The 17,610-nt window shown below is 68.1% G+C and carries 16 protein-coding genes and 1 tRNA gene; 8 read left to right on the top strand and 9 right to left on the bottom strand.

What is annotated here, in order from left to right; genetic code table 11:
* Window positions 1-7: 7 nt before the first annotated feature.
* Together F0U60_RS06375 and F0U60_RS06380 are read right to left on the bottom strand one after the other, a co-directional pair.
* Complete coding sequence (locus F0U60_RS06375) at window positions 8-2,593, bottom strand: VIT domain-containing protein (protein WP_395815428.1); 2,586 nt, start codon at window positions 2,591-2,593, stop codon at window positions 8-10.
* Window positions 2,590-3,093, bottom strand: a complete 504-nt coding sequence (locus F0U60_RS06380) for a helix-turn-helix domain-containing protein (protein WP_395815431.1) — start codon at window positions 3,091-3,093, stop codon at window positions 2,590-2,592. Before F0U60_RS06380 ends, F0U60_RS06375 begins: the two co-directional genes overlap by 4 nt.
* Before the next feature lie 171 nt (window positions 3,094-3,264).
* Here F0U60_RS06380 and F0U60_RS06385 point away from each other — a divergent pair, with 171 nt between their 5' ends.
* Both F0U60_RS06385 and F0U60_RS06390 read left to right on the top strand, forming a co-directional pair.
* Complete coding sequence (locus F0U60_RS06385) at window positions 3,265-3,762, top strand: DUF2721 domain-containing protein (protein WP_395815434.1); 498 nt, start codon at window positions 3,265-3,267, stop codon at window positions 3,760-3,762.
* A 135-nt stretch (window positions 3,763-3,897) separates the two neighbouring features.
* Entirely contained in the window at window positions 3,898-4,485 is a 588-nt protein-coding gene (locus F0U60_RS06390; protein ID WP_395815437.1) for a superoxide dismutase, read from the top strand.
* A 52-nt stretch (window positions 4,486-4,537) separates the two neighbouring features.
* Here F0U60_RS06390 and F0U60_RS06395 read toward each other — a convergent pair whose 3' ends face one another.
* Window positions 4,538-5,563, bottom strand: a complete 1,026-nt coding sequence (locus F0U60_RS06395; protein WP_395815440.1) for a lipoate--protein ligase — start codon at window positions 5,561-5,563, stop codon at window positions 4,538-4,540.
* A 151-nt stretch (window positions 5,564-5,714) separates the two neighbouring features.
* Between F0U60_RS06395 and F0U60_RS06400 the strand changes: the two genes are divergently transcribed.
* Window positions 5,715-7,505 carry a M4 family metallopeptidase gene (locus F0U60_RS06400; RefSeq protein WP_395815443.1) on the top strand — a complete coding sequence of 597 codons (1,791 nt, stop codon included), beginning with the start codon at window positions 5,715-5,717 and terminating at the stop codon, window positions 7,503-7,505.
* 210 nt (window positions 7,506-7,715) lie between these two features.
* Here F0U60_RS06400 and F0U60_RS06405 read toward each other — a convergent pair whose 3' ends face one another.
* Together F0U60_RS06405 and F0U60_RS06410 are read right to left on the bottom strand one after the other, a co-directional pair.
* Complete coding sequence (locus F0U60_RS06405) at window positions 7,716-8,375, bottom strand: hypothetical protein (protein ID WP_395815446.1); 660 nt, start codon at window positions 8,373-8,375, stop codon at window positions 7,716-7,718.
* Between the two features lie 51 nt (window positions 8,376-8,426).
* On the bottom strand, window positions 8,427-8,582 hold the full coding sequence (locus F0U60_RS06410) for a hypothetical protein (protein ID WP_395815449.1): 156 nt from the start codon (window positions 8,580-8,582) through the stop codon (window positions 8,427-8,429).
* A 68-nt stretch (window positions 8,583-8,650) separates the two neighbouring features.
* Between F0U60_RS06410 and F0U60_RS06415 the strand changes: the two genes are divergently transcribed.
* Window positions 8,651-9,319, top strand: coding sequence for a hypothetical protein (locus tag F0U60_RS06415; RefSeq protein ID WP_395815452.1), 669 nt, complete (start codon window positions 8,651-8,653; stop codon window positions 9,317-9,319).
* 19 nt (window positions 9,320-9,338) lie between these two features.
* On the opposite strand, the gene F0U60_RS06420 is transcribed toward F0U60_RS06415, so the two are convergent.
* The 3 genes from F0U60_RS06420 to F0U60_RS06430 all read right to left on the bottom strand — a co-directional run bounded on the left by F0U60_RS06420 (window position 9,339) and on the right by F0U60_RS06430 (window position 12,859).
* Window positions 9,339-10,100: a slipin family protein gene (locus F0U60_RS06420; RefSeq protein WP_395815455.1), complete on the bottom strand. Its 762-nt coding sequence runs from the start codon at window positions 10,098-10,100 to the stop codon at window positions 9,339-9,341.
* Window positions 10,097-11,437: a nodulation protein NfeD gene (locus F0U60_RS06425; RefSeq protein ID WP_395815459.1), complete on the bottom strand. Its 1,341-nt coding sequence runs from the start codon at window positions 11,435-11,437 to the stop codon at window positions 10,097-10,099. The genes F0U60_RS06420 and F0U60_RS06425 overlap by 4 nt, the downstream gene beginning before the upstream one ends.
* A 114-nt stretch (window positions 11,438-11,551) precedes the next feature.
* Window positions 11,552-12,859, bottom strand: coding sequence for a glycosyltransferase (locus tag F0U60_RS06430; RefSeq protein ID WP_395815462.1), 1,308 nt, complete (start codon window positions 12,857-12,859; stop codon window positions 11,552-11,554).
* Window positions 12,860-13,075: 216 nt separating this feature from the next.
* Between F0U60_RS06430 and F0U60_RS06435 the strand changes: the two genes are divergently transcribed.
* Window positions 13,076-13,276 (top strand): hypothetical protein, encoded by a 201-nt coding sequence (locus F0U60_RS06435; RefSeq protein WP_395815465.1) that lies wholly within the window; start codon window positions 13,076-13,078, stop codon window positions 13,274-13,276.
* A gap of 143 nt (window positions 13,277-13,419) precedes the next feature.
* Window positions 13,420-15,138, top strand: a complete 1,719-nt coding sequence (locus tag F0U60_RS06440) for an amidohydrolase (RefSeq protein ID WP_395815468.1) — start codon at window positions 13,420-13,422, stop codon at window positions 15,136-15,138.
* Window positions 15,139-15,159: 21 nt separating this feature from the next.
* On the opposite strand, the gene nhaR is transcribed toward F0U60_RS06440, so the two are convergent.
* Window positions 15,160-16,056, bottom strand: a complete 897-nt coding sequence (gene nhaR / locus F0U60_RS06445; RefSeq protein ID WP_395815471.1) for a transcriptional activator NhaR — start codon at window positions 16,054-16,056, stop codon at window positions 15,160-15,162.
* Window positions 16,057-16,250: 194 nt separating this feature from the next.
* Between nhaR and F0U60_RS06450 the strand changes: the two genes are divergently transcribed.
* A tRNA-Phe gene (locus F0U60_RS06450) sits at window positions 16,251-16,323 on the top strand.
* Between the two features lie 127 nt (window positions 16,324-16,450).
* Window positions 16,451-17,602 carry a hypothetical protein gene (locus F0U60_RS06455; protein WP_395815474.1) on the top strand — a complete coding sequence of 384 codons (1,152 nt, stop codon included), beginning with the start codon at window positions 16,451-16,453 and terminating at the stop codon, window positions 17,600-17,602.
* Window positions 17,603-17,610 lie beyond the last annotated feature (8 nt).

The following is a 17,610-nucleotide window of genomic DNA, read 5'->3' on the forward strand; positions in this document are numbered from 1 at the left end:
GTCTGGCTCAGCGTGCCGCGAGCGCGTCCACGTGCTGGCGCAGGGCCACTTCATTCTCCAGCCGCGAGCTGAGCCCGGCAATGGGCTGTGCGGCCTCGGCGATCTTCCCACGTGTGCGCGGGCCCGCGGCCACGAGCCACGCCACGCCGAGAGCGAGCTCGGCCACGTCGGGAGCACTGCTCAACTGGGGCACGAGCGCGAGCAGCGCGTCCACGGCCTTCTTCACCTGCGCACCGTGGAGTGCGTGGCTGCTGGTGATGCCCTGGCGCAAGAGCTCCAGCAGGGCGAGCGCGGTGGCGCGGGCCTGGCGCACGGGCTCGGGGCCCGTACCGGTGCCCTCCCACAGCCCGCTGGCGAGCTGTCTCTCGAGCAGTCCCACTCCGTCCGCCGCGCTCGGCGCCTCCCCCTCGCTGACGGACATGTCCGAGAGGCTTGAGGCTTCCGAGAAGCTCAGGTCGTCGTCATAATCCGCGAAGGCGGCGCGCTTCGCCGCGCGCTGGTCCCTGTACCTGGCCTTCTCCTTCTCCTCTTTCTGCCTCTCTTCGTGTCCTCCCTTGGAGGAGTCGCGGGCCCTCCCCAGGAACTCGGGCACCACGCGGTATTCGCGGCGCGAGCCGTCGCTGCTCGCCGGGGGCGGCGGTGCGGCGGGGGCGGGCGGCGCCAAGGGAGTGACACGCCGGACCTGGATGAGCGGGCGCGACATGACGACCGCTCTGGCCGGGGCCGCAGCCGGGGCGGACGGGTGGGGCCGCGGCGCTCCTCCACGGGCCTTCTCTTCCTTCGTGTCCGTGCCGAACATGGACCAGCCCGCGGGGGCATGGACGGGGACGACGCGCGTCTCGGGCTGACCCGAGGCGCGGCGCTCACCGGTGCGCTCCTCCACCACCACGAAGGACGTGTATGGCGTGACGATGCCGTGCGCGAGCGCGAGCTGCACGATGCGCTCCTTGAGCGACTGGGCGCGCCGGCCCACGAGCGCGGCGTCCTGCCACGAGCGGATGCGCTCGGCAGCCCATAGCTTCTCCACGGCGGGCCGGTCGTTCTCGGCGGGGAAGCTCACGGGGATGGAGAGCGAGAACGTCTCCGCGCCCGACATGCCCTTGAGCACCACCTTGCCCGAGCCGGGCGACGTATAGCGGCCGAAGAGGCTCCACGGCGTGCCGTCCACGAGCTGCGGCGGCTCGGCGGGGGCCAGCTCCGAGGCCTCCACGCCTTCGAAGCGCACCTCCACGCCGGTGACGCGAGGCGCGAGCGCGCGGGAGAACTGGGCCACCACCTTGTCGTCGATGCGCTCGCCGGGGTGGATGAACTCCACCGCGCCGCCCGTCTGACGGGCCATGTCCTTGAGCAACACGTCACTCACGTTGGTGCCGATGCCAAAGGAGTAGATGCGCGCCGTCTTGCGTGCCCCCATCACCGCGCTGAGGATCTCGGACTCGTTGCCCACCTGGCCGTCGGTGAGCAGCACCACCACGCCATCCGGCACGGCCTGCACCGCGGCCATCATGGGCTGGAGCAGCTCGGTGCCGCCGTGGGCGTGCAGCGAGGCCACCCACCGGTCCGCCTGCTCCAGCGTCTTCTGGGTGAAGGTCACCGGCTCCGGCGAGAAGAGGTGGAAGGAGTTCTCGAAGGCGATGATGTTGAAGCGGTCGCCCTCGCGCAGGTGGCGCAGGCACAGGCGGAGCGCGCCCTGGGCCTGGGGGAGGCTCTCGCCGCCCATGGAGCCGGAGGTGTCCACGACGAACACCACCTCCTGGCGCTTGGGGCCCGCGGCCATGCCCAGCAGGTCTGGCACCACGGTGAGGGCAAAGGTGCCAGGGCCCTCGCCCTTGCGGTGGGTGACGAGCGTGGTGAGCGGGGTGCTCATGTCCTGGCCGCGGATGCTGAGGACAAGGTCTCTGTCCAAGGCCACGGTTGGCTGGGAGAGCTTCACGCGCGTGCCACCCTCGGCACGAGAGAGGTCCAGCTTGTGCGAGGGGCTCTCCACCACCACCTCGCGGCCGAGCGAGATGAGCAGGTCCAACGTGAGGCCGTAGCGCGCGTCGCCCACGGGAGGCGTGATGCGATCCGCGTCGGGCACGCGATCCGTCGGTTCCGCCGCGCCATGGGAGGTGCGGTCCCCCGTGGGGGCGCCGGGGATGTAGCGGGGCGCGACGAGGGTGGGCAGGGCCCAGCGCACGCAGCCTTCCTCCACCTGGATGGCCTGGAGGAACTCCACCTCCACGAGCGTCTCCTCGCCGGGCAGGAGGTTACCCACCTGGGCGGTGAAGACGTTGGGGCGCTCCTGGTCCAGCAGCGCGGCGCCATGGCCGGCCGTCACCGCGTCGTCATAGGCGCGGAAGGCCTCCTCGCGCTCCTTGAGGATGCCCTGCACGCGGCGCCCTGCGCACTCCATGGAGAAGGCGGTGAGGGTGGCGTCGGAGGGCAGCGGGAAGACGTAGACGGCCTCGACGGGCTTGGACTCGGTGTTGCGGTAGCGCTGGCGAACGTGCACCCGGGCATGACCTCCGAGCAGCTCGCCGGTGACGTCCACCCCTTGGAGGGGAACCTGGGCACCACTCTGCGTGTACAGCCCTGCTTTCTCGTTCGTCATGGCTCTACCTTTCCCCAGGAGTCCTGGATGAGGGCGCGCATGCGTTCCGCGAGCGCCCGGGTTTTCTCGTCCGCCGTGTCGGCGAGGTGCAGCTCCAGCCCCGGCGCTAGCTCCCAGCGGCGCCAGCTTGTCACTCCGGCCGAAGGGGAGACAGGGACCCCCTGCTTCACCGGCTCCGCATGGGGGGCCGGCGCGGAGGTACCGGCCGTGGGGGCGGGGACGTCGTGGGGCCCGGCCTCGCCGAGTGCCTCGAGCTCCTCGGGGCTCAGTCGCGCCAGCTCCACCTGGATGGCATCGAGCGGGAGGAACCTCGCCTGCAGGGCTCGGATGGCCTTGAGGCGCAGCAGGTGCTCCTCCCCGTAGACGGTGTCCGGCCCCTTGAAGGGCGGGGCGGGCAGGAGCCCGCGCTGGACGTAGTAGCGCACGGTGCGGGGGGACACGCCCACCGCCTCGGCCAGCTCCGTCAGCTTCCACTCCTTGCGTGTTTTCGTCGTGCTCACGACCCTGACAGTAGGACTCGACAGTTGAAGTGTCAAGTCGTCACTGGCAGGTTCGCCACTGTCATGAAGTCACTGACGATTCGCCACTGTCATGAAGTCACTGGCAGGTTCGCGGAGGAGGGCAGGCGGCCAGGCTTGCGCCGGACGGGGCGCGGGTGGGACAGAGGGGGCATGGATGCAACGGGAGGCATGGACATCTCCTCCATCCGGCTCATTGGAGCGGCGGTGACGCCCGCGGTGATGGTGTCCGCGTGCGGCATCCTGGCCACGGGGCTGGACAACCAGATTGGCCGGATGACGTCGCGTACGCGGGAGATGTTGCGTGAGTGGCGCTCGCTGCCGGAGGGGCACCCGAGACGCGAGGTGCTGCGGCTGGAGGTGTCCATCCTGGACCGGAGGCACCTGCTGTTGGCGAGGGCGATGGGGATGGCCTACGCGGCGCTCCTCTCGTTCGTGCTGACGTCGCTGTTGTACTTGTCACAGCGACGCTTCGGCGTGCCGGATGTGCTGCCCGTGGTGTCCTTCTCGGTGGGCGTGGTGCTGCTAGGGGTCATCGCGCTGTTCGCGCTGGCATCCTTGCGGCTCGGCCGGGACGCGCTCGAGTTGGAGAAGCGCGAGATGTTCATGAACGCGGAGCATCCGGCCCCCACGGGCCAGCGGAAGACCTGAAGCGGGGGAGACCCGCCAGCGGATTGGAAATCCTCCAATAAATTGGAGTTGGTGCTGATTCGTGGGCAGAACGAGCATACTCGTCCACCCATCTGTACCATCCAGTACCCACTGACCCGAGAAAGGGAACAACCCATGCCGTTCACGCTGCCAAACCTGCCGTACGCCAAGGATGCCCTCGCCCCGCACATCAGCGCGGAGACGCTCGAGTACCACCACGGCAAGCACCACGCCGCGTACGTGAACAACCTGAACAAGCTGCTCGAGGGCAAGCCCGAGGCGAACCAGTCGCTCGAGCAGGTCATCCTCAACAGCGACGGGGGCGTGTTCAACAACGCCGCCCAGGTCTGGAACCACACCTTCTACTGGAACTGCCTGAAGCCGAACGGCGGCGGTCAGCCGACGGGCGACCTCGCGGATGCCATCAAGCGTGACTTCGGCTCGTTCGAGAAGTTCCGCGAGGAGTTCTCGAACGCGGCCGCCACGCAGTTCGGCTCCGGCTGGGCCTGGCTCGTGCTCGACAAGAGCGGCAAGCTCGCGGTCACCAAGACGCCCAACGCGGACCTTCCGATGAAGCACGGCCAGAAGGCCCTGCTGACCCTCGACGTCTGGGAGCACGCCTACTACATCGACTTCCGCAACGCGCGGCCCAAGTACATCGAGACGTTCTTCGCGTCGCTCGTGAACTGGGACTTCGCCCTCCAGAACCTCAAGGGCGCCTGAGTCACGCAAGCCAGGAGGGCGGGTCCGCTCGCCCTCCTGCGCTGTCGCGGGCTCACACCTCCACCTGCTTCATCAGCCACGCCTCGAGCTCATCGAGCTCCCGCTCCTGGCCCGGGTACTGGGCCCGCAGTCCGGTCACGGCGTCCTTCACCCCGGCGCGGCTGTAGGGCTTGCCCACCAGCGCGGCTTGAAGGTCCTGCACCAGCTCCGGGAAGAGCGCATCCGAGAAGACCTGCGCCCGGCTGATGTGGCCATGCTGGGAGTCGATGTGCACCTCGAAGAAGCCCCACGAGAGGTACTCGACCATCTGGTGATGGAACTGGGGCGCGTTGCCGAAGCGCCAGTCCCAGGATGAGAACTGCTCGAACATGCCCTTGAGCGAGGGTTGGCTCTCCAGGAAGGCGTGATCCAACAGCTCGGGCTCGGCCGTTGCCCCGTGGTGGTCGCAGAAGGCGGCGATCAGCGCCTGCACCAGCGAGTCGTGGTTCACCGCCGGCTGGACGTCGTTGATGTTCATCACCCGTGCGCGCACGGACGCGCTTCCCTTGGACTCGAGCTTCTTCGGGTGGGGCGTCAGGTAGTTCGCCAGGCGCTTCAGGTCCGTGGAGATCAAGAACGTGCCGTGATGGAAGGCTCGGTCCCGAGTCTCCCGGTACGCGCTGCCGCTGATCTTCCGCGGCCCGTCCTCCATCGGAATCACCAGGTCGTTGCGCCCCGAGGCCTCGGCCGTCACGCCCAGCCGCTTCAGCGCATCCAACAGGATCGTCACGTTGGTCGCCTTGCTGTAGCCCTCCTTGGAGGACAGGAAGGTGAAGCACGTGTTGCCCAGGTCGTGGAAGACCGCGCCCCCGCCGCTGGTCCTCCGCGCGAGGAAGATCTTGTCGTCCTCCATGCGCTTCAGGTTGCACTCGGACCAGGGGTTCTGGTTGCGACCGATGACGACCGTCTCGGCGTTGCGCCAGAGGAAGAGCGTCCGCGTGCGCGTGTCCATCTCGCGGAAGATCCAGTCCTCGGTGGCGAGGTTGAACCAGGGGTTGAACGTCTGGGACAGGAGGATGCGGACGCGCTCTTGCGACATGGCCCCAAGCTACATGCCCGGTCGCGCCTCGCGCTCCTTCTCCTTTTCTTGAATCGTTTTAAAAATAGAATATTGCGCCTTGACTGTGCATATCCTTTTATCGGAAAACGAGGAAAGGGTTCGACACCCTGTCGAACCGGAGGAAGCCGCCATGCGCATTCGCCGTCTCGTTTCCATCCTCCCCCTCATGCTCCTCGGGAGCGCCTGCGGTGTTGACACCACGGATGTCGACGCTCAGGCCTCTCAGGGGACGGAAGACAGCAGCCTGTCCGCCAACGCCGGTGGCCAGGGCCTGCAGCAGCTCAAGGCGCAGCGGCCCGACTTCCTCCAGGGCGCGGGTGAGGTGTCGTTCAAGCGCGCGCTGCGTGACACGCGTGGCCTGTCGCACGAGCGCGTGGGGCAGAGCATCAAGGGCATCCCTGTCTTCGGTGCGGAGGCCATCCTCCACCTCGACGAGAACGGCGCCGTCGCCTCCATCACCGACCGTCTCGCCCGCGACATCAAGGTGGACACCACGCCCCGGCTCCGGGCCGAGGAGGCCACGCAGATCGCCATCAGCCAGGTGGGTGGCGCGAGCGTCCTGGCGGCCGCGCCCAAGGCGGACCTGCAGATCCTCCCCGGGAGCAAGGGTGCGCAGCTGACGTGGCGCGTGCAGCTCGAGACGGTCACGGCCGATGGCGCGCCCTCGCAGCCGAACCTCTTCATCAACGCGCACTCGGGCGAGCTCGCCCTGCAGTTCGACAACATCAAGACGCAGCGCAACCGCAAGACGTACACGGCCAGCAACCGCACGACGCTTCCCGGCACGCTGGTACGCTCCGAGGGGCAGGGCGCCTCGGGTGATGCCGTGCTGGACGCGGCCCACGACAACGCGGGCTTCACGTACGACTTCTATTTCAACATGTTCGGGCGTGACAGCTACAACGGGGCGGGCGCCACCCTCACCTCGTCCGTCCACTACAGCAAGAACTACGTGAACGCGTACTGGGACGGCACGCAGATGGTGTACGGCGACGGCGACGGCTCCCAGTCCTCCGCGCTGACGGTGCTCGACGTGGTCGGCCACGAGCTCACCCACGCCGTCACTGACTTCTCCTCGGACCTCATCTACGCGAACGAGTCGGGCGCCCTCAACGAGGCCATGTCCGATGTCTTCGGTGCGTCCATCGAGGCCTACCGGGACGGCGCGGTCAGCGCCAACACCTGGAAGATTGGCGAGGAGTGCTGGACCCCGGCCACCCCGGGCGACGCGCTGCGCTACATGAATGACCCGGCCCTCGCCGGCGATTACGACTACTACCCCACGCGCTACACGGGGACGTCGGACAACGGCGGCGTGCACTGGAACTCGGGTATCGCCAACCTGGCCTTCCAGCTGATGGTCTCCGGTGGCACCCACCCGCGCGGCAAGACGAGCAACGTGGTGCCCGCGCTCGACGCGGCCAACAGCTACAGCAGCATCATGAAGGGCGCGGCCATCTTCTACCGGGCCAACACCGTCTACCTGAGCCCGAGCAGCACCTTCGCGGACGCGCGCTCCGCCACCGCGCAGGCCGCCGCCGACCTGTACGGCGCGAGCGAGGTCGCCTCCGTCAACGAGGCCTGGACCGCGGTCGGCGTGGCCGCCGCTCCCACGTGGTCGACGCTCTCCACCCAGAGCAACCTCTCTGGTGCCCGCAGCAGCTCGACGAGCTTCAGCTACGTCACGCCGACCGGCGCGAAGGCCATGAAGTTCGAGATGTCCGGTGGCTCGGGTGATGCCGACCTGTACGTGAAGTTCGGCAGCGCGCCCACCACCACCAGCTATGACTGCCGGCCCTACGCCTCCGGCAACGCGGAGAGCTGCACCTTCAACCCGTCGCAGCAGGGCACGTACTACGTGATGATCCGCGGCTACTCGGCCTACTCCGGCGTCACCCTCAAGGTGAGCTCCGCGCAGTAACCCCGAGCACCTCCTTACCCCACCCTCCGGCGCGGCTGCCTGTCCTGGCGGTCGCGCCGGTTGTGTTTTGGGGCGAGTGGAGTGTCCACGACGTTCTTGGACTGAGTCCGAGCGCCCGTGGAGGTCCCCTCTCCCAGAGGGAGAGGGAGCATGCGCAACACGGCCAATCCAAAGACTTCGTGGACACTCCACTGGAGCCGCGCGAGCCTGTCAGCGCGCCGCCTTCTCGGCCTCCTCTTCCTTCTCCTCTCGCCGCTGGCTCTTCGGCTTGCGCACCTCCGCGGGATCAGGCGGCTGGCCGTGCGCGCACTGGAGGAGCGACGGAGGATCGAAGCACTCGAGCCGGAAGTCGTCCTTCTCACACCGGCCGCGCGGAGTCGCCGCGCACTTCACCTCTGTGCGGCTGTTCTTGCAGTCATAGCCGCACGCGATGGCCGTTGACGCCGTGAGGCAGGTGGGCCGCGGAAGCTCCGCGCCGAGTTCATGGATGGAGGACTCCGGCGGATCCCAGCACTTCAGCTCGCCGAAGTGCTCCCGACACACGCCATAGGGCGTCTTCGCACAGACGACCTTCCCCCTCGTCACGAGGCAGTTGAAGCCACAGGCCGCTTCGTTCCCAATGCCCTCGCACTCGGGGCGCAGGCCCTCGTCGGGCGGGTGGTGGATGGCCGCGGGCGAGGGATCGAAGCAGGACACCTTGCCATGAAACATTCCGCAGGTGCCGTAAGGGGTGCTGGCGCAGCGGACGTCGTCGGCGCTGGCCCGGCAGGAGTAGCCACAGGCCGTCTTCCCGTTGGCGGACAGACACGAGACGGGCGGAATCGACGGCGTGGAGGCGAGGAGGGCAATGCCGAGAATCGTGAGGAGCATGGAGGTCTGTGGAGAGGAGTGACGGGACCCCCCGACGTAAGCGGAGCCCGTCTATTCAATCCGCGCGCAGAAGGCGACCGTGGCTCCGGTTGCATCCGTGACGTAGGCGCCAAAATCCTGCGGGGCCTGGGCGACCATCTTGCCCTGCGGCGAGAGGCCCAGCGAGTTGATGTCCACCGAGGGCGGGATGGCGAAGTAGGCCCCCATGAGGATGTGCGAGTATTGCTGGGTAAACCGTAAAACGTCAGTGAATCAAGACTCGACGGAGAGCCTTCATGAAGAAAGCAGCCGAGGTGGTGAAGGAGATCAGCGAGGCGCTCAGGGACGTGGACGAGCAACTCCGCCACCACCCCTACCCGGATGCGCTGGAGCGAGGCGAAGTTACGGTGGAGGCGCTGCGGGCCTTTCCCGGTACCCAGTTCCACGTCGCCACGAGTGATCTTCGCTCGATGGCGATGATGGTGCAGCGGTTCGGCCACACGCCCGCGGGCGGCTTTCTCAACGGCATCCTGCAGGGCGAGTTCGCGGCGCTGGAGGGCCTGCGGGTGTTGGCTCGCAAGCTGGGGATGACGCAGGAAGACTTGGAGCGCTACGAGGTGACGCCCGAGGGCTTCGCCTACGCCACCAACATGGCCTGGATGGCGGCCAACGTCTCGGCGGCGGAGTTCGCGGTGGGCATCCTGGTCAACTTCCCGGCGTGGGGGATGACGTGTGGCCGGATGAGCCAGGCGCTGCGGGCGCGCTACGGCTTCACGGCGCAGGAGACGGTGTTCCTGGATGCCTTCGCCAACATGCCCCCACTCGAAGGCGCCGTGCTCCCCATCATCCAGGACGGACTGGACCAGGGCGTCCCGCCACGCCTGCTCCACCGCTCGGCGCGGTTCTTCCAGGCCTACGAGAAGATGTTCTGGGACGCGATGATGGCGGCGGCCCAGCCCCGATGAAGGGACGTCGAGGGCGCGCTCACTTCGGCTGCATGCCGAGCGCGCGCATCAACTCCAGGGGAATGGGGATGATGGTCTGGTTGCCGCCCCCGGTGATTTCGACCAGCGTCTGCAGGTAGCGCAACTGGAGGGTGATGGGGTTGCGGTTGAGCACCTCGGCGGCCAGGGAGAGCTTCTCGGCGGCCTGGTGCTCGCCCTCGGCGGCGATGATCTTCGCGCGGCGCTCGCGCTCGGCCTCGGCCTGACGCGCGATGGCGCGCTGCATCTCCACCGGCAGGTCGATGTGCTTCACCTCCACGTTGGAGACCTTGATGCCCCACGGGTCCGTGTGGGCGTCGAGCACCTTCTGGATTTCGCGGTTGATGCGCTCGCGCTCGGAGAGGAGTTGGTCGAGCTCCACCTGGCCGAGGATGGCGCGCAGCGTCGTCTGCGCGAGCTGGCTGGTGGCATAGAGGTAGTCCTCCACCTGGAGCACGGCCTTGTCGGCGTGGATGACGCGGAAGTAGACGACGGCGTTCACCTTCACGCTGACGTTGTCCTTGGTGATGACGTCCTGCGGTGGCACGTCGCGCGCCACGGTGCGCATGTCGATGATGACGATGCGCTCGACGAAGGGGATGATCCACCGGAAGCCGGCGCGCTTGAGGCCCACGAAGCGGCCGAGCCGGAAGACGACGCCGCTCTCGTACTCGTTGACGATGCGCACGCCGGAGATGAAGAGGAGCACGAGGAGGCCCAGCGGGATGAGCGTCCCGAGGGCTCCGAAGAAGAAGTCGTTCATGGCTTCACCTCGTCGACGAAGAGGGTGAGCCCCTCCACCCGGCGCACCACGACTCGGGCACCGGGCAGAATGGGCGAGGAAGAGAGGGCGGCCCAGCGCTCGCCATGGACGAACACCTCGCCGCCGGAGGAGGAGACAGGCTCGAGCACCTGGCCCACCTCGCCCACGAGGCCCGCGTCTCCGGCGAGCTGGGGCCTGCGGCGGGTCTCGGCGGCGCGGAAGGCGAGGAAGACGGCGGCTCCGGCGACGAAGACGGCCGTGGGGAGCAGTGTGCGCAGGGGGACGTGCAGGGGCTGGTCGATGAACCAGTCCGCGTCGAAGCGGTCCACGAGGAACACGCCGCCGAGTATGAGCAGCACCGTGCCCGCGGCGCCGAGCATGCCGCTGGTGACGAAGAGCTCGGCCACGAGCAGGGCCACCCCGAGCAGCAGGAGGACGATGGCGCCGGTGCGCACGGGCAGCGCTGAGGAGGCGAGCAGGGCGAGCACCAGGCACACCACGCCGATGATTCCAGGTGCGAAGAGGCCAGGGTGGGTGAGCTCCACGGCGATGCAGAGGCCGGCGATGAGGAAGAGGATGTAGACGACGGCCGGCTGGGCGAGGACGTGGAGGACGCGCTGGGAGAAGGTGGGCGTGAGCTCCACCACCTGGGCGTTGGCGGTGCGCAGCGTGACGGGCGTGTCGGAGACGGTGACGGTGCGGCCGTTCGCCCACTCGAGGAAGGCTTCCTGGGTGGGGGCGACGTGCTCGATGACGCGCAGCGCGAGGGCCTTCTCGGCGGGGACGCTCTCGCTCTGGCGGACCGCGCTGACGGCCCACTCGACGTTGCGGCCCCGCTGTTTGGCGATGGCCTCGACGAAGGCGACGGCGTCATTCTCGATTTTGCGGGCCATCTCCTTGCCGCCCGCGGCCTCGGGGTCCTGCCCGGTGAGTCCGACGACGGGGTGGGCGGCGCCGATGTTGGTACCGGGCGCCATGCCCGCGAGGTGAGACGCGAGGGTGATGAAGACGCCCGCACTGCCGGCTCGTGCGCCCGAGGGCCCCACCCAGATGAGCACGGGAATGCGAGCCCCGAGGAAGGCGCGGACGATGTTCCGGGTGGACTCGAGCTCTCCACCCGGCGTGTCGAGCCGGATGAGCAGCGCCTGGTGCCCGGCCTCCTGCGCACGGCGGACACAGTCGACGAGGTAGGCGCTGGAGCCGGCGTCGACCATGCCGTCGAGGACGCATTGGGAGACGACGGGAGGCGCGGAAGTCTGCGCATGTCCGGTTGCCTGGCCGACCAGGAGCAGGCCGAGCAGAAGCAGCCCCCACCTCGAATGCCCGAACCGGTTCATCACGCCTCCACTCCCTCTCTGCTCCACTCGGATCACCTATGCACCGTGGGTCAGCGTGTCGCCCGGACTCAGAGTGCATCCGTTCGGCTCCGCACGGCACGTGTGCTGAACCGCTCACTCTCGGACAGCGGACGGTTCCTCCATGAGGTGCTCCTCCAAGCCACTTCCAGCAGGAGCGTGGGGCTGGCTCGTGGCGAGGGTCTCCAGCAGGCGCAACTCGTCGAGGAGGAGCCGGGGCATGAGGAAGTGCTGGCGGACGCGCTCCCGGCCACTCTGACCGAGCGTATGGGCGACCTGGGGGTGACGCAGGAGGTGGAGCAGCGCGTCCGCGCACTCCTCGACGCTGTCCACGAGGATGCCGCCCGTGCCCGGGGGCATCTGCATGGGAATGCCCCCGACTCGCCCGGCGACGACGGGCGTGCCCTTCCAGAGCGCCTCGGAGACGACGAGCCCGAAGCCCTCGCGCAGAGACTTCTGGATGACGACGTCGGAGAGGGATTGGAAGGCATTGACCTCGACGTTGCCCACGCCGACGAGGTTGGTGAAGACGTGGATGAGGCGGTCTTGGGCCGTTTCGGCGCGCACCGTCTCGTAGATGTCCCAGGCCTCGGGGTCATCGAGCGCCATGGAGCTGACGAGGGCGAGCTGGAGGTTGGGGATGCGCTGGCGCACGAGCCGGTAGGCGGCGACGACTCCGAGGGGGTCCTTCCATTTGTCGAAACGGCTGACCTGGGTGACGAGGGGGCGGTCGAGCCGGACGCCAATCCACTCGAGGATGTGCCGGGCGAGCTTCGGAGGGAGGGCGAGGTTCTTGGGGCTGAGCGGATCGATCGCGGGAGGAAGGATGGCGATGCGGCGGATGGGGAAGCGCGGAGGGATGAAGCTCTCCAGGGTGAAGACGGCGGCGTCGTAGACGCGCAGGTAGGGCGTGAGGAAATCCCAGATGGCGGGGTTGGGGTGGGACGTGTCGATGTGGCAGCGCCAGACCCAGCGCGAGCCGTCGCGGTGGACGAGCCCAGGGATGGCGGCGGGCTGGGGGTCATGGACGATGACGAAGTCGTAGTCCTCGGCGAGGTGGGGAGCGTTGAGCTGGGCGTTGCCGAGGTAGAGGGCCTTCTCGGACTCGGAGAGCTCGCCGGGAGCGCCCTGCAGCCCGTTGTGGAGGCGCTTGGTGATTTGAAAGAAGGCGTCGTCGCCGCGGATGATCTTCCACTCGGCCCTCAGCCCGAGGTCCTTGAGGAGGGGAACGCAGGCGCGGAGGATCTCCGAGACGCCGCCACCATAGGAGGTGGCATTGAGGTGGAGGATCCGGGCGCCGCGAAGCTGCCGAGCGACGCGGACCAGCTCGTCGAGCTGCTCGTCGGGAGCAACGCCTCGGTACGCGTCGATGGACCGGTCACCGATGTCGACGACATCGAGCATGGGGCCTCCTGCCCGGAAGGAATGCGGCGTTGAGGAAAAGGTGACGACGGCGGGAGTGGACGGCGGGAGAGCGAATTCCGGTGGGTGGGGAGGGAGGCGATGGAGGGAGCGCCCCTTGGGGCGCGTGCATCCGATGGAAGACGGAGCTGCGGGGAAGCGCGTTGCGGCGGAGGGAGGGGCTCCCTACGGTGGGACGGAGTGCTCTCAGGAGGACGTATGCGCCGTGCCCTGCTCATCGCGATTGGAGTGACGGTTTCCCTGCTGGCCTGTCGGACGACACAGCCACCGGGGACGGAGAACGCGCAGCCCATCGAGGCGCCTGCGCAGCGGGAGGAGATCCAAACGGTACCGGCGGAGCCGCCAGGACCCGCGGCCCCCCTCACGGAGCCGGACGCGGGAACCGTCCCACCGAGCTAGCACTTCTCCCTCTCCCTCTGGGAGAGGGCAGGGGTGAGGGTCTGCTCTCTCCCAGCGCCACCCGGTCGACACATACGGCCCCGCGGACAGACGCACGGCGACGGTGACAGCCACAATCCGCTGGCGCACAGTGGCGAGCGTCGATGCGGGGATATCCATCTCAATACAGTGACGAAACGAGGGCCCGCGGTGCGGCGCTGCTCGCCCTGGTCGGGGCGGTGGTGCTGGCACTGGGGGTGGGGTGCGCCCGGAGGGCGCCCGAGGGAGCGCGAGTGGAGACGACAGTCTACGTGGCACGCCGGATCCGAACGCTGGACGAGAAGCGGCCGGATGCGGAGGCGCTGGCGGTGCGGCGGGGGCAGTTGGTGGCGGTGGGGACGAAGGCGGAGGTGTTGAGGGCGGCGGGCGAGGGGGCGCGGGTCGTCGACTTCGGCAACGCGGTGGTGGTGCCGGGGCTGGTGGACGCGCACGCGCACATCGCGGGACTCGGGCGGAGCCTGACGGTGGCGAGGCTGGAGGAGGCGCGCTCGGTGGAGGACGTGGTGCGGCGGCTGGGCGAGGCCCCGTCCACGAGCTTTCAAGGAGACTGGCTGATTGGAAAGGGGTGGGACCAGAACGGGTGGCCGGGCAAGGAGTTCCCCGGCAGGGCCGAGCTGGATGCACGCTTCCCAAAGACGCCGGTGTACCTGACCCGGGTGGATCACCACGCAGCGTGGGTGAACGGCGAGGCGCTGAGGCGGGCGGGGATTACACGCGAGACGCCAGACCCAGCGGGAGGGCGGATCCTCCGGGACGCGAAGGGCGAGCCGACGGGCGTGCTGGTGGACAACGCGATGGACCTGGTGACGCGGGTGGTGCCGGCGCCGACGGACGAGCAGCTGGAGGCGAGACTGGCGGCGGCGCTGGAGCGGTGCGCGCAGGTGGGGCTGACGGGAGTGCACGACGCGGGGATGGACCTGCGGACGTTCCGGAAGCTGCAGGCATGGGACATGGCGGGGCGGCTGCCGGTGCGGGTGTACGCGATGGCGGACGGGCAGGGGGAGGACCGGCACACGTACCTGGAGCTGGGGACGTACGGCGGGCGGATGCTGGAGATGAAGGCGGTGAAGTTCCTGCTGGACGGGGCGCTGGGCTCTCGAGGGGCGGCACTGCACGAGCCCTACAGCGACGCGCCGAAAGAGACGGGGCTGCTGCTGATGGAGCCGAGAGAGCTGGAGGCGAGGACGTGGGCCTTCATGGAGCGGGGCTTCCAGGTGTGCATCCACGCGATTGGAGACCGGGCGAACACGCTGGTGGTGGACACGCTGATTCGAGCGGCGGCAGGGACGGGGACGCAGCCGCTGAGGCACCGGGTGGAGCACGCGCAGATTCTGAGGCCCGAGGACATCCAGAAGCTGGGAGCGGCGGGGCTTGTGGCGAGCGTGCAGCCGACGCACGCTACGAGCGACATGGGGTGGGCGGAGGCAAGGCTGGGAGCGGAGCGGCTGAAGGGCGCATACGCGTGGAAGAGCCTGAAGGAGGCGGGGGCAGTGCTGGCGCTGGGGAGCGACTTCCCCATCGAGAACCCCGATGTCCTGGCAGGGCTGTACGCGGCGAGGACGCGTCAGGACGCGGCAGGCAAGCCGGAGGGAGGGTGGCAGCCCCAGGAGCGCCTGTCGGGCGAGGAGGCGCTGGAAGGCTTCACGGTGGGGCCAGCGTGGGCATCCTTCGCGGAGGCGCGCCGGGGCCGGCTGATGGAAGGGATGGACGCGGACTTCACGGTGCTGTCGGTGGACCCGGTGTTGGACGAGCCCCGGAAGCTGGTGGACGCGAAGGTCGTGGCGACGGTGGTGGACGGCCGCGAGGTCTACCGCGCCCCCTGACTCCTCGCCGCGTGTGAGGAGCTAGCCGAACAACCGAGAGCGAGCGGTCTCCGCGATGGCGACGCCAGCCGGATGCCGGAGCCGCCGCTCGACGGAGATGGCGTAGAAGCACGTCTCGATGTCCTCGGTGCGGCCGATGACGGAGACGTTGAACTGACGGCAGACCTCGGCCTCGATGACGGAGGGAGCGGCGAAGAAGCCGTGCCCGCGCTGACCGAAGGCCTTGAGGAGGGCGTAGTCGTCGAAGTCCCCGACGATGATCGGGTGGACGCGCTGGGCGTCGAACCACATCTCGAGCGAGCGGCGGACGGAGGAGGCCTCGGAGGGGAGGAGCGTGGGGGCCCCATCGAGGGCGCGAGGGAATCCCTTGGCGAGGTGGGCGAGCTTGGGAGCGGCGAAGAAGGAGACGCCGCACTTGCCGAGCAGGTGATTGAAGGAGCGGACGCTGACGGGCTCGGAGGAGGGGGCGTCGGCGAGGACGACGTCGAGCTCGTGGAGGGCGAGGGAAGCGAGGAGCTGGGGGAGGGGGCCTTCGCGGCAGGTGATGCGGATGTCGGGGGAGACGTCGAAGGCGGGCTCGAGGAGGCGCTCGGCGACGAGCTTGGGGATGACGTCGGTGACGCCGACGGCGAAGCGGAGGGGCTGGCCGGAGGGGAGGCCGTTGACGACGTTCTTGAGCTCGTTGCCGAGGCGGAAGATGTCATCGGCGTAGCGCAGGACGGTGCGGCCGACGTCAGTGAGGACGAGGCGGCGGCCCTGGCGCTCGAGGAGCTTGTGACCGAGCGACTCCTCTAGGAGCTTGAGCTGGGCGCTGATGGTGGGCTGGGCGAGGTGGAGCTCCTCGCTGGCCTTGGCGATGGAGCCCGAGCGGGCGACGGTCCAGAAGTAGAGGAGGTGGTGGTAGTTGAGCCAGCTCACGCGAGGGGCCTCGAGGGGGGTGACCGGGGATTTAACGGAAACGCACAGCGGGTGCGTGCTGGGAAGGAGGGAGGGGGGACGGGCGTGCGAGCGAGGAGGGGGAAGGGAGGGAAGTGAGGCGGAGTTGAAGAACCAGCTTGACGTGAGGGCCGAGTCCCCGTAAATCGCCGTTACTTCGAGCGGTTGCGCAGCACGCCCAGGTAGCTCAGTTGGTAGAGCAGGGGACTGAAAATCCCCGTGTCGGTGGTTCGATTCCGCCCCTGGGCACTTTCAAATGAGTTCGCAGTAGACCGAGGCCGATACGCACAACGTATCGGCCTTTCGTGTTTTCAGCGCCTCCCGCATGGCTTGAGCCTGGGGCGCAACGCTCCTGCGTAGACTGCGCCGGGAGGAGATGACGAGACTGGCTCCTGAGGCAGAGGTCGTCCATTCGCTGAAGGTCCACCTGCTTGCGCGGGGACTCCAGGGGCTTCCCGTGGAAAACGTGCTCGTCGATTCGCAGCCTTCCTACCTGCAATCAAGATTCGCGCGGAGCCTTGAGCCCGTGGGGCGCGTCCCAATAGACGGGGCATACCCGGACCTTCTCTGCACGCTGCAACGCCCTACCTGGCCCTCTGTGGTCGGGTTTGAGGTGAAGCCTTCGGTGAGCGACTGGGTCATGGGACTCGCGCAAGCCCGCCGCTACCGCAGGGGTGTTCATTACGCATACCTTGCTCTGCCGGGCCCAGTGGCGAATCCAGAAATGGAGGAGACAGCGCGTCGCGATGGGATCGGGCTGCTGCTGCGGGTCGAGCGCGAGTGGCGAGAGGTGCTTGCACCGGCCCAGCCGCTCCCCCATCCCTGGACGATGGGGACGGTGGTGGCCGCGTTACAGGGGATTCCCGTCACGAGGCGTCTCCAGTTGAATCATCCTCTCAACTACCTCGTGGTGCCGTGGCTGGCCGTGAGCTTCCCCAGGGAGTCAGTGCTGGACGCAATGAGCAGGCACTGGCCGGATCTCCAGTCCGAGGGTACTCGGAAGCATGCTATCGAAGGTGCCTCCGTTTTGGGGCTGATAGACTCTTCCGGGAAGCCCACTCTCGATGGTCTGACGACAGCCGAGTTGCTTTCCGCAGTAGGGTTTTCGCTCTCCTCACCGATCGACAAGAGGCGTCAGCTCGCTGAGGAGGCTTCGGCGGTTGCTGCTGTCGTCAGAGCGGTGCTGCTTCGCCAGGCGGCCGTTCGTCTGGTGCTCGATACCCTCCGACAGAGCGCGAGACCTCTGCCGACACCAAAGCTCTTTCTGGCGGCTATGCGCACAGACGAGCTCCTGGCTCGTTCACTGTTCCTGGCCGACCCTTCTCAGAACGACCTGGAGAATCTCGAGGGTGTTGCCTTCAATCCCTCTGCGGTCTTCAAGTTCAAGCAGGTGCTCTGGCACGCTGGTCTGCTTACGACCAAGGCCCATTCGAGCGCGGGAGGGCGGGCAACCTCGTACGCGGCCATGGATGATGAATGGGCACTCGATGAGCGCTATCTCAGCACGTATTGGAGCGGTATCGAATAGCGCCGCTC

The sequence above is a fragment of the Archangium minus genome, from assembly GCF_044360475.1.
In the GTDB taxonomy this organism is placed as follows: domain Bacteria; phylum Myxococcota; class Myxococcia; order Myxococcales; family Myxococcaceae; genus Archangium; species Archangium minus.